Consider the following 13,741-nt stretch of genomic DNA (forward strand, 5'->3'; position numbering starts at 1 on the left):
GGAATGATCACCACGTCAGCGGAGCAGCAAGGCCAGGGCGAGGGCGAGCAGAAGGGAGTCAAGCCGGTCCAGCAGCCCACCGGCGCCCGCCAGCCAGGAAGCGGAATCCTTGGCCTCGACGCCTCGCTTGACCATCGACTCCAGCAGGTCCCCCAAGGGAGCACCGGCCGTGACGGCGATGGTCAAAGGGAGCGTGAACGCACCCAGGAGGGCCAGCATGGCCAGGCCGGCGACGGTCCCGGCCAGCAGGCCGCTCCAATGCTTGGCTGGTGACAGTGGTGACAACTGTGGCCCGCCCAGCAGCCGGCCGGCGAACGAGGCGGTGATGTCAGCGACCGACACCGCCGCGAACAACGCCAGGACGGCCGGGCCGAGCAGCACGACTCCGATCAACGGCGCGAACCACACGACGCCGAACACACCCAGGCACAGCCGATTCAGCCCGCCCGCCGCGTCCCCGGCCAGCAGCGGAACCAGAGCGACTGCCAGGACGGCGGCGGCGAGCACTCGAGGCAGCTGCGCAGGGGCCAGCCAGGCCGCCAGGGGTGCCACGGCCACGGCGAGGGTGAGCATCACGCGGTCCGGCCGGGGCAGGCGGGTCAGCCGGCCGTACTCGACGGCGCATCCCACACCCGCCGCCGCGGCCAGGACGGCCGCACCACCAGGGCCGATATACAGTGCGGCGGCCACTACGGGAACGGCCACCGCCCAGGCGCACCACCGCAGGACGTACTCTCGCCGCCGCGACAGGGCCACGGCGATCCCGCCGGCCGCCAGTGCGCCGGCGAGGTAGGGGATCAGATCACCGACGCCGGTCACACCGGCCGCCGCGGGCCACGTAGCGCATCGGCGACGGTGGCGGCGGTGCGGGCGTTGGCCGAGGCCTCGCGCACCGCGATCCGCACCGTCCTGCCCTCGAACGCCGGCGACAGCGGTGACAGGTCACGCAGAAACACTCCCTGCCGCCGGCACCGGTCGACCAGGCTGGTGGCACCAGGGCCACCGCGGGGCAGCGTGAGCAGGACGAAGTTCGCCACCGACTCGTGTACCTGCAGGTCCTCGTCGATCGAGGCGAGCGCTGTGGCCAGCTCGCTGCGCAGCAGGGCGGTCTGCGCCCAGCGGGCGGTGTAGTAGCCGGGATCGCGCAGGGCGTGCACCGCGGCGATCTGCGCGGGCAGGCTCACCGCCCACGGTGGGGTCCAGCGGCGCAGCTCGGCCGCGATCTGCGGTGGTGCGGTGAGGTATGCCGCCCGCAGACCCGACAGCGCGTACATCTTGGACATGGACGTGCACACGACGGTGTTGTCCGCGCTCGCCGCGTACCGCTCCAGCGACTGCCCGGGCCCGCTGTAGCCGCCATAGGCCTCGTCGATCCAGAACCGGGTTCCGCCCGGCGCCTGTGCCAGCACTTCCCGTAGTTCGCCCGCGTCGAGGTGCACGCCGGTGGGGTTGTTGGGATTGACGACGACCACCAGGTCGTAGCGTCCGCGCAGGCAGTCGGCGAAGCGGTCCGGATCGATCCGCCACCCTTCCTCACGGCGCAGGGAGAACCGGTCGGCACGGCAGCCGATCACCCGCTCGACGACATGGGCGTACTCGCCGTAGGAGGGATCGACCAGCAGCACCCGCGAAGAGGCGTCCAGCCAGCCGCGGAAGGCACGGAAGATCAGATCGGAGGAACCGGCACCGACGGCGACGGCATCTTCCGGCACGTCCCGGCGGGCCGCGATCTCCTCGATCAGCCCAGCGGCCCGCGCAGGCGGAGATGTCCGCATCATCCACTGCTGGCCGCCGGTCAACGCCGCGACGACGGCGGGGGCGGGCGGGAACCAGGCGTCGAGCACGTCGGCGGGCACAACGTCGCGGTGCGCTGCCAGGGTGTCGAACCGGTGCCCCAGCGCCTCGATGGAAGCGCCGCCGTGCTCGCAGGACTCCGCCTCGGGTAAGAAGGGCACCTCCAATCCCCAGCGCACCGTCCGCTGCAAGTCACGCAGCAGCGGACCGTACCGCCGCAGCGTCCGGTCGGTCAGATCGGCCACCTCTCCCGTCAGGAGTTCGAAGTCGACGGCACCCGAACGCACGGGCACGCCGGTGGAGGCCAGCCCCAAAGCCAGATACATCGGCAGGAGCTCGACACGGCCCAAGGCCACGATGGTCCGGCCACCGTGCGCCATCACCCACCGCAGCGCCGCGTACATCAAGAGCTTGCCGGTCATCACACCCCGTCGACTCGGATCAACGGTCAGGATCCGGATCTCGAACAGGCCGCTCTCGCGCAGCTGCGGATGCTCGTGCCTACGCAGATACTTGTCGATCGAATAGCGGCCCGCCCACGGAGGGGTGACGCTGACGAATCCGGCAGGTCGGTCCCGGCGGGCCGCCACGATGTAGACGTTGTCCTCGTCGAGGTCGTCGGTGAGCCGCCCGGCCGTATTGGGAGCGTGCTGGCCGAGCTCACGCGCGTACACCTCATGCCGGAGGCGGTAGATCCATTCACGGTCGGCATTCGACGCCAATCGTAGTTCCAGCCCATCGGCGACCATGGTCATGATCTCACCGTATATCGCCTCATGGGCGGTGATCTTGCTGCCGCGAGCCTGGATGACGCCAGAGGTGTGGTGCCACGGACCGGCACCGAGATCGATGACCCGTCCAACGATCGGTGACGAGCCACTAGCTTGTGGCGATGACGTGGACCAGCACGGACTCCTCGGGGAACAGGGGTGGCACGGCGATGCCCGAGACGGCCAGCGCCGAGCCGGGCAGGGTGAAGCCGCCGCTCATCCAGGCCGGGGCCGTCCCGTGCGCGGTCACGGGCATGAGCGGACGCACCGAGTAGACGGTCGCCGGGTCGAGGCCGGGCAGCCGGATGCGGCCCGGTGGCCACGTGGATGGACGGTCCAGCATGGCGATCTCGTAGATGGCCTCGGTGCCGTCGGCGGCGACGACGCCATGGGCCTGCACGCTCTCGGGTGCGTCGTCGATGCGGACCATGGCGCCGGTGTGGAGCAGGTGGCGGTGCTGTTTGTGCAGGGCGATCCAGGCGGCCAGGCCGTCGAGTTCGGCGTCGGTGAGCGTGGTGAGGTCCCATTCGATCCCGTAGTGGCCGAAGAACGCGGTCGCGGCGCGGAAGGGCAGATCGTGCCGGCGGCCGGTGGTGTGGGAGCGGTCGGCGCCGATGTGGCTGCCGATCAGCTCGGGCGGCAGCAGCTGTCCGGTCCAGCGCATGATCTGCCGGCGTTCGGCCGGGTCGATGCAGTCGCTGGCCCAGACGCGGTCGGTGCGTTGCAGGATGCCGAGGTCCACGCGGCCCCCGCCGCCGGAGCACGACTCGATCTCCAAGCGCGGGTGTTCGGCCCGGATCTCGTCGAGCAGCCGGTAGACGGCGTGGGTCTGGGCGTGGACGGAGGCCCGGCCGGCCCGAATCGTGGATCCGGCGTCCACGAGGTCGCGGTTGTGATCCCACTTGATGAAGTCGAGGTCGTACTCGCTGATCAGGGCGAGCAGCCGTTCCTTGATGTAGGCGCAGGCCTCGGGGTTGGTCAGGTCCAGGACCTGCTGGTGCCGGGCGGGCGGTGGCAGGCGGTCGCCGGTCCGCAGGATCCAGCCGGGGTGGGCGCGGGCCAGGTCGGAGTCCGGGTTGATCATCTCGGGTTCGAGCCAGAGCCCGAACTGCATACCGAGCTCCTTGACCCGTTTGACCAGCGGATGCAGCCCGTCGGGCCAGACGTCCGGGTCGACGTACCAATCCCCGAGTCCGGAGCTGTCGTCGCGGCGGCCGTTGAACCAGCCGTCGTCGAGCACGAACCGCTCGACCCCGACCCGGGCGGCGCGGCCGGCGAGATCGAGCAGGCGGTTCAGGTCGTGGTCGAAGTAGACGGCCTCCCAGGTGTTGAGCACGACGGGCCGGGGTGAGGACGGGTGGGAGGGTCGGGCGCGCAGGTGGTCGTGGAAGCGGCGGGCCGCCTGGTCGAGGCCGCGGCCGTAGGTGGCGTAGAGCCACGGGGTCTGATAGGTCTCGCCGGGGGGCAGGATGATCTCGCCGGGCAGCAGCAGTTCGCCGCCGCCCAGCATGGTGCGGCCGGTGGAGGTGCGTTCGGCGTAGTGGCGGTGGTTGCCGCTGAAGCCGACGTGCAGGCCCCATGCCTCGCCGCGCTGGAAGCCGAGGTCGGAGGTGCCGGCCAGCAGCACGGTGGCGGCGTCGGCGCCGGTCCGGCCGCGCCGGTTCTCGCGCAGGTGGGTGCCGACGGTGAGGGGGCGCCGCTGGGGGATGCGTTCCTTGGCCCATCGTCCGGCCTGGTCGAGCAGGTCGGTGGGTGTGCCGGGGACCGGGAAGGCGAGGTTGAGCGCGTCCAGGGTGTAGGGCAGCTTGTGCTGGTTGCGCAGGTCCGCTCGTGCGCGGAGGAGGCCCGAGCGGTCGAGTTCGATGATGATCGTGAGGGTGAGGCGGGCGTGCTCGTCTCGGGCGGTGGCGGTGAGGGTCTGCCCGGCCTGCTGGTAGGTGACGCTGGTGAAAGCGGGGGACCAGTTCTGTCCCTGGTGGTGGCCGGACAGCCCGGGCATGCCCATCCAGCCGGTACGGGCCTCTGGCACCAGTGAAGTCCGTACGGGCACGTCGACGGTGGTGTCCGGCCGGGGGCGCAGGTCGGCCGCGAGGTGAGCCAGCGCCGCGTCGTCGAGCACGCCCAGGTCCGGCCCCCAGTGCAGGATCGCGGGCAGGGCGTCGGATGGGCACTCGATGACCACGGACACGCCGGCGGCTCTGAAGTGCAGGATCTGCATGAACGACTTTCTGTGAGGCGGGGCGGAGGTCGTACGCGGCGTCAACCCTTCAACCCTCCGCTGAGCAGGTCGAGTCGCCAGAAGCGCTGCAGGAACAGCAGCAGGGCGATGAGCGGGATCACCGACACGGCGGCGCCCACGATGGCGATGCCGTACAGGGTGGGCTGGCCCGAGCCCTTGCTGAGCAGGGTGTAGAGGCCCACGGTGATCGGGAACTTGGTCTCGTCCGACAGCATGATGTACGGCAGCAGGAAGTTGTTCCAGGTCCCGACGAACTGCAGCAGGAAGATCGTCACCATGCCGGGGATCATCATGGGCAACCCGATCGAGCCGAAGATGCGATACTCGCTCGCCCCATCGATCCTGGCCGCCTCCATCGTCGCGTCCGGGACGGACGCCATCGCGTACACCCTTGCCAGGTAGATGCCGAACGGCGAGATGAGGCCGGGCAGCAGGACCGACCAGTAGCCGCCCACCAGGTCGATCTCGGACATGATCAGGTATTGCGGGATGGCCAGCGTCATGCCGGGTACGAGGACGCCGGCCAGGATGGCGTAGAACAGGATGCTCCGGCCGCGGAAGTCGTATTTGGCCAGGGCGTATCCGGCCAGCGTCGAGATCAGGGTCGAGACCGCGGAGCCGGCGACCGCGTACAGGGTGCTGTTGGCCGTCCACCGCAGGTAGAGGCCGTTCCTGTAGGTGAACAGGTCGCGCAGGTTGCCCAGCAGGCCCGTTCCCGGGGCGAAGGTGAACGTCGAGAACAGCTCGCCGCTCGACTTGGTCGAGGCCACGAGCACCCACGCGACCGGCACCAGGCAGTAGAGCGAGCCGATGAGCAGGACGAGAGTGGGAAGGATCTTGGCGCGCCGGTGCGGGAGCACGTGGCCGGTGGCACTCACTGCATGCCTCCGGAGGCGCGCTTCTGGGTGACCTTCAGGAGCACGACCGAGACCACAAGGGTGCCTGCGGCCAGCAGGACGGAGGCGGCCGAGGCCAGCGGCAGGTCGTCCCGGATGAAGGCGTTGCGGTAGATGTGCATCAAGGGCACCCAATCCTGAGAGATCTCCGTGGTCATCGGTCTCACGGTGGTCGGCTCGCCGTACACCTGCAGCGTTCCGATCAGCGCGAACAGTCCGGTGAGCACGAGCGCGGGCGCCACCAGCGGGATCTTGATCCGCCAGGCGATCTGCCATTCGGAGGCTCCGTCGATGCGCGCCGCGTCGTACAGCTCCGACGGGATGCCACGCAGCGAAGTGAAGATAATGATCATGTTGAAGCCGACGCCGCCCCACACCGCGATGTTGGCCAGCGACGGGTAGATGCCGCCCGCCCCCAGAAACGGGATCTCACCCAGTCCCAGCTCCCGGGTCAGGTAGCTGAACGGGCTGGTCGAGGGCAGGTACATGAAGCCCCACAGAAGCGAGGCCGTCACGCCCGGAACCGCGTACGGGATGAAGATCGCGGTGCGCGAGAACCTCCTGGCCCGCGACCCGGCGTGGTCGAGGAGCAGCGCGAACAGCAGCGCCAGCCCGAGCGTGAGCGGCACGCTGATCAGGCCGTAGAGGGCGAGCCTGCCGAAACCCGCGAAGAACTCGGGGTCGGTGAGCGTCTTGACGTAGTTGTCGAGCCCGACGAAGACCTCCTCGCGCGTGCCGAAGATGCCCTTGCCGGTCAGCCGCAGGCCGCGCGCGCTGAGATAGATCGCATAGCCGATGGGGATCGCCAGAAAGGCCAGGAAGAGCAGCACAGCGGGCGCGACGAACAGGTACGGCGCCCGGGATCTGCGGCCGGCCCTGGTCATGGCGGTCATGGACCGGCGACCTTGAAGCCGGTGGTCTTCATGTCCTCCACCACGAGGTTGTGCGTCTTGGTCAGCGCGTCCCTCAGCGGGGTGCGGTCCTTGATCGCGGCGGAGACGGCGTCCTGGTACGCGCTCTTGGCGGTGTTGACGTTCGGACCCCAGCTGATGTGCGGGATCGTGCGCTGGGCCGCCTTCGTGGCGATGTCCCAGTAGTCCTTCTGGTTCGCCGTCAGCTTGGGCGGCGGACTGCTGCTCGCGGCCTGCTGACCGGCCAGCGACGCCGGATACTCGCCCAGAGAGATCTGGACGTCGTACGCCGTCTTGTTGGTGTTCATCCACTTGGCGAACGTCGCCGCGGCCTCGGGGTGCTTGGAGGCCTTGGTGACGGTCAACGCGGAGCCGCCCTGGAAGGCCACCCGGTCGTCGCCCGCCTTCCACTGGGGGAGAGGCGCGATGGCCCAGTCGCCCGCCTGCTTTTCCGCGATTCCGTACAGCACGCCCGGCGCCCACAGGGCGCTCGGCCAGGTGAGGATCTTGCCCTTGTTCAGCTGGTTGTTCCACTCGGGGGTGAGCAGCGGCTCGGCCTTGACGAGGTCCTTGTCGATGAGCCCCTGCCAGAAGTCGGCCACCTCAAGGGAGGTCTGGTCGGCGATGCCCACCGTCCACGTCTGGTCCTGGACCTTCCACCAGGAGGAGCCGGCCTGCTGGGCCAGCCCGGCGAAGTTGCCGAACTCCGACGGCGCGAAGGTCGCGAGGTAGGCCTGCGGGTCCTTCTTGCGCACGTCCGCCGCGACCTTCGCGAAGTCCTGCCAGGTGGCGGGCGGCTCGATCTTCAGCTCCTGGAAACGCTTCTTGTTGTAGACCAGAACCATCGGGCCGACGTCCTGCGGGACTCCGTAGACGGCGCCGTCGAAACTGGTCAGGTCCCACACTTCCGGGCTGAAGGCGTCCTTGACGTCGCCGGTGTAGGCGGAGATGTCGGCCAGCGCCCCGGCCACGATCATGGAAGGCAGGGTTTCGTATTCCATGCAGGCGGCGTCGGGGCCGTTGCCCGCCCGGTTCGCCGTGAGGAGCTTGGTCGCCGTGTCCGTGCCACCTCCCACGTCGGTGTGCTTGACCTGGATGTTCGGGTGGGCCTTGTTGAACGCCTCGACGTTGGCCTTCTGGGGCGAGCCCCAGCACCAGAACTCCAGCGTGACCGGCCCGGCGTTCGCCGCCGGCGTGCCGGTGCTGCCGGGCGTGCCCGACGAGCAGGCCGCCAGGACGGCGGCCGCGCCGAGCACCGCGACGGAACGGCCGAGTCTCGTGATACGCATACCGTGCCTCCTTCATGCGAAGCGAGATCTGGCTTCGCAACAAAGCCAACTTAGAGACAGGTGAGAGTTGTGTCACTACTTATCCGCACTTTTCGGGGAATTTGAGGTGAGGGTGCGGTTACGCGATGGACATGCTAGTTTCGCGGCAAAGCCAACAGGGGGGCGGCGCTGATGGGGGTTGAGTCCGGGAGCTGGTCCGGCATGTGGGACGACCTGCCCGACGCCGCACGCTCCATCGTCAAGGAGCTCATCATCCACGGGCCCGCGTCCAGGACCGCGCTGGCCAGGACCTTGCGCCTGTCGACCGGCAGCCTGACGAGACTGACCAAGCCCATGGTGGACGCCGGACTCCTCGTCGAAGGCGACGTGGTGCACGACCCGGTCAACGGCCGCCCGACCCGCCCCCTGGACGTGGCCGCGGGCGAGCACCGCTTCTTCGGCGTCAAGCTGACCGCGGACCACGTCCACGCCGTCGTCACCGACCTGCGCGCCCAGATCGTCGCGGCCCGCGACGAGCCGATCTCCGACCACGCTCCTGAGGCCGTGTGCCGCCAGGCCAGGCGGCTGCTCGACGAGCTGTCCGGCGGCGAGGAACCACTCGTCGGCGCCGGTATCGCGCTCGCCGGCGACGCCCGCGCCGCGGTTCAGCTCGGCGGCGAGCGGCTGGTCGACTCGGGCTTCCTCGGCTGGCGGCAGGTGCCGCTCAAGCTCCTGGCCGAGCAGGCGCTGGGCGTCCCGTGTGTGGTCAAGAACGACGTGGCGGCGCTGGCCCACCGGCATCACTGGTTCGGGGCGGCCCGCGGGTTGCGCGACTTCGCGCTCGTCTCGATCGGGGCGGGGATCGGCTACGCCCTCGTCGTGCACGACCACCTGGTGACCGCGACCGAGGCGGACCTCGGCATGTTCGCCCACCTGGTGCTGAACGGCGGCGGACCGATGTGCCCCGAAGGCCACCGCGGATGCGCCGCCTCGTACCTGTCCAGCGAGTCGATCGTGACCGCCGCCGGACAGGGCCTGCGGCGGCCGGTGACGTACGAGGAGGTGATGCGCCTGGCCGCGGCAGGGGACAAGGTGTGCCTCAGCGTCGTCGGCGAGGCCGCGGACGCTCTCGGCAGGCTCATCGCGCACATCGCGACGTTCTCCATGGTCAAGAGGGTGATCGTGGCCGGCGAGGGCGTTGAACTGGCCCGCGTCGCGAAGGACGACCTCGACCGGGCACTCAGCGCGAACCGGCGCGGCGTGACGAACTCGGCCGACGTGATCATCGAGGCGGACGACTTTCGCGAATGGGCCCGTGGCGGCGCCGTGGTCGCCATCCAGAGCTTCGTCACCGGCAGCGACTAGCGGGCGCGGCCGCGACACCCCACCCCCATGGAGGAAGCATGTTCTTCGGCGGAGACTACAATCCCGAACAGTGGCCAGAGGACGTCTGGCGGGAGGACGTCCAACTGATGCGCCAGGCGCGTGTCAATCTCGCCACCGTGGGGGTTTTCTCCTGGTCGCGGCTTGAGCCGTCGGAGGGGGTCCACGACTTCGGATGGCTCGATCGGGTGCTCGATCTGCTGCACGACAACGACATCCAGGTCAACCTGGCGACCCCGACCGCGTCTCCGCCGCCCTGGTTCACCGTGGCCCACCCGGACGCGATGCCCGTACGTGCCGACGGGGCCCGCCTCGCCCATGGCAGCCGGGACACCTACTGCGTCAACGCTCCCGCGTACCGGGCGGCCTCGCGCCGCATCGTGACGGCGCTCGCCGAGCGGTACGGCGCGCACCCGGCGACGGCCATGTGGCACGTGCACAACGAGTACGGCACGGTCTGCCACTGCGATCACTGTGCGACGGCCTTCCGCGCCTGGCTGCGTGACCGGCACGAGTCCCTCGACGCGCTCAACGACAGGTGGACCACGGCGTTCTGGAGCCAGCACTACACGTCGTGGGAGCAGATCCTGCCGCCGCGGGCCACCCAGTATCGGGCGAACCCCGCCCAGCTGCTGGACTACCGCCGGTTCTTCTCCGACGCGCTGCTCGCCCACTACCGCGAGCAGCGCGACATCCTGCGCGTCCACGGGGACCAGCCGGTGACCACCAACTACGTCATGGCCGGATGGACGCCCCTGGACCACTGGAAATGGTCAGCCGAGGTCGATCTCGTGGCGATCGACCACTACACCGACGAACCCGGTGACGGCGGCCTCGCCCAGATCGCCTTCGCCTCCGACCTCGCCCGCTCCTGGGCGCGCGGGAAGCCGTGGCTGCTGATGGAGCAGGGCGTCGCGGCCATGTACACCCCCGAGCGGACACTCGCGCTGGAGCCGGGAGAGCACCTCCGGCGCAGCCTCGAATACGTGTCCCGCGGGGCCGCCGGGGTGCTGCACTTCCAGTGGCGGGCCTCACGTGGCGGGGCGGAGCAGTGGCATCAGGGCATGGTCCCGCACGCGGGCGCCGACAGCCGGGTCTTCCGCGAGGTCGCGGAACTGGGCCGGACGCTCAGCACGCTTCCTCCGGCGCCGCCTGCCGAGGCCGCCGAGGTGGCCATCCTCTGGGACGACGAGGCAGGCTGGGCGCTCCAGAACCCCGCCCTGCCCGCCACCGGGCTGGACTTCCGTGCGTCGGTGGAGCAGGCGCACCGGGTGCTGTGGCGGCACGGCATCGCCGCCGACTTCGTCCACCCCTCTCACGACATTTCGCGCTATCGGGCTGTCCTGGTGCCGTCCCTCTACCTGATCTCCGACGAGGCCGCCGCCAACCTCGCCCGCTACGTCGAAGGCGGCGGCGCCTTGATCGTGTCGTACTTCAGCGGCGTCGTGGACCCCGACACCCGCGTCCGGCTGGGCGGCTACCCCGGCGCCCTGCGCGACGTCCTCGGTGTCCGGGTCACGGAGTTCCTCCCGCTGACCAGCCCCGTGACGCTGTCCGACGGGACGACCGGCGACTTCTGGAGCGAGGTCGTCCAGTTGACGGGCGCCACGGCGACCGCGACGTACGCCGACGGCCGCCCGGCGATCACCCGGCACCAGGTGGGATCGGGAACCGCCTGGTACGTCTCGACCAGGCTGGACGCGCCCGGTTACGCGAAAGTCCTGGCACAGGCCGGCGTCATGAGCTGACGCGGAACCGCGATCCCGGTGGGGCGGCGCGATCTCACCAGCGGCCTCATGACCTGCTGGGGCCACGATCAGCGTGCGGCTGCCCGTGCCACGATCGGCCGACGGCGGGATCATGCGGAGCCGGCCCGGACGCGCAGGCGACGTACCTGGGCTGCGGAATACTCGTCACCCGGCAGCCGGTGTTCAGGTGCCCGCCGTCAGCCGCTCGCCGGGCTCGGTGACGCGGCGTCTGACGAGATAGCCGAAGACCAGCGTGGTGCCGAACATGAGCACGCCGTAGACAGCGGGCGGCACCGCCATCGTCGAGTTGGCGAGCAGCGACGGGCTGAGCGCGATCGTGATGGCCAGCGTGCTGTTGTGGATGCCGATCTCCATCCCGGACGCGATCGCCTGCCGACGCTCCACGTTGAACAGCCGCGGCAGCCAGTAGCCGACGGTGAGGCTGATCACGCTGAACAGCAGCGCCACCAGCCCAACGGAGGCGATGTAGCCGCCCAGCCGCTCCCGCTCCTGCACGATCGCCCCGACGATCACCGCGGCCAGCACGATCGCCGACAGGATCCTGACCGGCTTGTCCATCCGGTCCGCGAACGTCACGCTGACGCGTCGTACGATCATGCCGACCGCGACCGGCACGAGCACGATGGCGAAGACCTGCACCACCTTGTCGGCCTGCAGCCCGATGCCCGGCCCGGCTCCCACGAAGTGGTCCAGCGACAGGTTGACCACCACGGGGAGGGTGAGCGTGGCCAGGACCGAGTTCACGGCGGTGAGGCTGACGTTCAGCGCCACGTCGCCGCCGAACAGGTGGCTGTAGAGGTTCGCGGTCGTCCCGCCGGGTGAGGCCGCCAGCAGCATCATGCCGGCGGCGAGCAACGGCTCCAGCCCGAACAGCACGACCAGCCCGAAACAGACGGCCGGCAACACGAGCACCTGCGCGACCAGCGCGATGACCACCGCCTTGGGCCGGGTCGCGATCCGGGCGAAGTCTCGCGGCGCGAGGGAGAGGCCCAGCCCGAACATGATCAACGCGAGCGCGGCCGGAAGCATGACTGTGGTGAGAACGGACTGCTGCACGGGGGACCACCGTTCCTCAAAGCGAGAGCCGCTGACTTTGTCTAACAGTCCGAGCCCGCACCGATCAATACATGCGCCCCTTTCGTGACCTCCCCAAGCACGTGTTCCACACCGACCGGGGGATCCTCCACGTCATGGACGCTGCGGGGGTCCATCGAGGAGGAGCAATTCGCGGGAGCCCACTGATCTGCCAAGAGATCATGATCCAACTTGTGAAAGCTGCCATAGGACTAGGCGGCACCGACGGGCGATCATGAACGCCCATGACGAAAAAGATCTTTTCCAGCGTCGCCGGTGTCGTTCTCGGAGCTGCCGCCCTCATCGGCAGCACCGCCTCCCCCGCGGCCGCAGTGGGCAGCTGCTCCAAGACCGCGAGCAGCAACCACTCCGTGAGCGTCAAGTGCACCAGCGGGCTTGAGACCTACTTCCGGGTCTACGGCTATTTCTGCTCCACCTCGTCCTGCTCCTACGTGCCGGGCAGCCTGGTCCCCCTGGGCCACACGAGAAAGGCCACCAGCAGCGCCTACTACAGCGGCAAGTGGTACGTGAAGGGTTGCTACGTGACCAGCGGCTGCTGAGTCGCTCGGGCCTGGACCTCTCCTGAGGTCCAGGCCCTTGCTGCCGATGTTCGCCGCGACGCCGACGGAGCCGCCGAGGACGCGCCCAGCGCCGTGACGCTCCCTCTGGAGCCCAACATCCGCCCCTCCCTTCTGCCTCCGCAGCGAGAGGTGGCCGCACGGGTCTAACGCCAGGTGGCATGATCGACGTGGTCAAGGTCAGCAGTGAGGACCTGGCTGTGTCCCGGAGAGAAGGACACCTGCGCCGCCGGCATGCTCGACTGGCTCGGCAGGGAGAACTGCTCGGGGGAGCCCCGCGTCAGCGACTGGCCGAACTCGATGGGACGGCGCTGCAGGATCTCCTGCGAACCGCCACGATTATCGCAGGGATCACTTGCACCCGGCAGGACGCTGAAGTGCCCACCCGTGCCGAGGTCACCCGATACACCTCCGCCGGCAGCGCCCGCCCCGAAGCCGTCCGGGAAACCTGGGCCGCGTCGGCCGGGACAACGCTCAGCGAGCCGGCCTCCTGGTTGACTGCGGTCAGCGCCTGGCGCAGTGTCGGACAGGCGGCGAGGGCGACGGGATCGGGAAAATTCAGAGCCCATGGACGGCAAGGTGAATGGTGTTGAACGCTCGACCTCTCCAGCGGCCGGATCCAGACGGTGGCGTGGACCAGGCTCTGACCGGCGTCTTAGGGGCGATCGGCGCAGCCACGCGCACTCTCGCCCTTCGCAAAGCCCTGCACCTGGCCTACCACGGTGATCGGCAGCAGCTCACCGTGTGTCTGGAGGCGATGACGCCCGGTCAGCTCGCTGAGGTGGCCGCCGCCGCCCGGTTGCTCAGCGCCGAGGCCGACCAGGCGCTCGCCAGGAGGGGCCGGTAACAGTTGCGCGTCACCAGCCGATCCGGCCTCTGCCACCCCCACCACTTTCTCAGGGCCGGTCAGTCGGAAGGCGCGCGGCGTCGTGCGGCCAGGCGTGCCGGGGTCGGCCAGCGTACGTCGTGGGCCCAGACGAGTTTTTCCAGCAGCCGGATCAGCCGGGCGGAGACGTCGATCTGGCCGCGCAGCACGCCGTGGCGGGCGCAGGTGGGGTC

Annotated in this window: 12 protein-coding genes and 1 pseudogene; 5 read left to right on the plus strand and 8 right to left on the minus strand. The window is 69.6% G+C overall.

Going from position 1 to position 13,741, the window contains the following annotated elements; all coding sequences use genetic code 11:
- Window positions 1-15: 15 nt before the first annotated feature.
- From ACTMTI_RS31600 to ACTMTI_RS31625, 6 genes are all read right to left on the minus strand, one after another.
- Window positions 16-819: a phosphatidate cytidylyltransferase gene (locus ACTMTI_RS31600; RefSeq protein ID WP_441124289.1), complete on the minus strand. Its 804-nt coding sequence runs from the start codon at window positions 817-819 to the stop codon at window positions 16-18.
- Window positions 816-2,549, minus strand: a complete 1,734-nt coding sequence (locus ACTMTI_RS31605) for an aminotransferase class I/II-fold pyridoxal phosphate-dependent enzyme (RefSeq protein ID WP_441124290.1) — start codon at window positions 2,547-2,549, stop codon at window positions 816-818. Before ACTMTI_RS31605 ends, ACTMTI_RS31600 begins: the two co-directional genes overlap by 4 nt.
- A 124-nt stretch (window positions 2,550-2,673) precedes the next feature.
- A complete protein-coding gene (locus tag ACTMTI_RS31610) occupies window positions 2,674-4,782 on the minus strand; it encodes an alpha-galactosidase (protein WP_441124291.1) in 2,109 nt (702 codons plus the stop codon).
- Window positions 4,783-4,823: 41 nt separating this feature from the next.
- Complete coding sequence (locus tag ACTMTI_RS31615; protein WP_441124292.1) at window positions 4,824-5,681, minus strand: carbohydrate ABC transporter permease; 858 nt, start codon at window positions 5,679-5,681, stop codon at window positions 4,824-4,826.
- Window positions 5,678-6,592, minus strand: coding sequence for a carbohydrate ABC transporter permease (locus ACTMTI_RS31620; RefSeq protein WP_441124293.1), 915 nt, complete (start codon window positions 6,590-6,592; stop codon window positions 5,678-5,680). Before ACTMTI_RS31620 ends, ACTMTI_RS31615 begins: the two co-directional genes overlap by 4 nt.
- Window positions 6,589-7,899 carry an ABC transporter substrate-binding protein gene (locus ACTMTI_RS31625; protein ID WP_441124294.1) on the minus strand — a complete coding sequence of 437 codons (1,311 nt, stop codon included), beginning with the start codon at window positions 7,897-7,899 and terminating at the stop codon, window positions 6,589-6,591. Before ACTMTI_RS31625 ends, ACTMTI_RS31620 begins: the two co-directional genes overlap by 4 nt.
- Before the next feature lie 171 nt (window positions 7,900-8,070).
- Between ACTMTI_RS31625 and ACTMTI_RS31630 the strand changes: the two genes are divergently transcribed.
- Both ACTMTI_RS31630 and ACTMTI_RS31635 read left to right on the plus strand, forming a co-directional pair.
- Window positions 8,071-9,243, plus strand: a complete 1,173-nt coding sequence (locus ACTMTI_RS31630; protein WP_441124295.1) for an ROK family protein — start codon at window positions 8,071-8,073, stop codon at window positions 9,241-9,243.
- Between the two features lie 38 nt (window positions 9,244-9,281).
- Window positions 9,282-11,009, plus strand: a complete 1,728-nt coding sequence (locus ACTMTI_RS31635) for a beta-galactosidase (RefSeq protein WP_441124296.1) — start codon at window positions 9,282-9,284, stop codon at window positions 11,007-11,009.
- A gap of 183 nt (window positions 11,010-11,192) precedes the next feature.
- Here ACTMTI_RS31635 and ACTMTI_RS31640 read toward each other — a convergent pair whose 3' ends face one another.
- Entirely contained in the window at window positions 11,193-12,086 is an 894-nt protein-coding gene (locus tag ACTMTI_RS31640; RefSeq protein WP_441124297.1) for a bile acid:sodium symporter family protein, read from the minus strand.
- Between the two features lie 263 nt (window positions 12,087-12,349).
- Between ACTMTI_RS31640 and ACTMTI_RS31645 the strand changes: the two genes are divergently transcribed.
- The 3 genes from ACTMTI_RS31645 (at window position 12,350) to ACTMTI_RS31655 (ending at window position 13,529) form a co-directional block, all read left to right on the plus strand.
- On the plus strand, window positions 12,350-12,664 hold the full coding sequence (locus ACTMTI_RS31645) for a hypothetical protein (RefSeq protein WP_441124298.1): 315 nt from the start codon (window positions 12,350-12,352) through the stop codon (window positions 12,662-12,664).
- Window positions 12,665-12,843: 179 nt separating this feature from the next.
- Entirely contained in the window at window positions 12,844-13,275 is a 432-nt protein-coding gene (locus ACTMTI_RS31650; RefSeq protein ID WP_441124299.1) for a hypothetical protein, read from the plus strand.
- Window positions 13,272-13,529: a hypothetical protein gene (locus ACTMTI_RS31655; protein ID WP_441124300.1), complete on the plus strand. Its 258-nt coding sequence runs from the start codon at window positions 13,272-13,274 to the stop codon at window positions 13,527-13,529. Before ACTMTI_RS31650 ends, ACTMTI_RS31655 begins: the two co-directional genes overlap by 4 nt.
- A gap of 59 nt (window positions 13,530-13,588) precedes the next feature.
- Here the strand turns inward: ACTMTI_RS31655 and ACTMTI_RS31660 are convergent.
- Window positions 13,589-13,741, minus strand: a pseudogene (locus ACTMTI_RS31660) (acyl-CoA desaturase); the annotation flags it as partial.

Origin of the sequence: Nonomuraea sp. H19 (assembly GCF_052068215.1) — a bacterium.
Taxonomy (GTDB): Bacteria; Actinomycetota; Actinomycetes; order Streptosporangiales; family Streptosporangiaceae; genus Nonomuraea.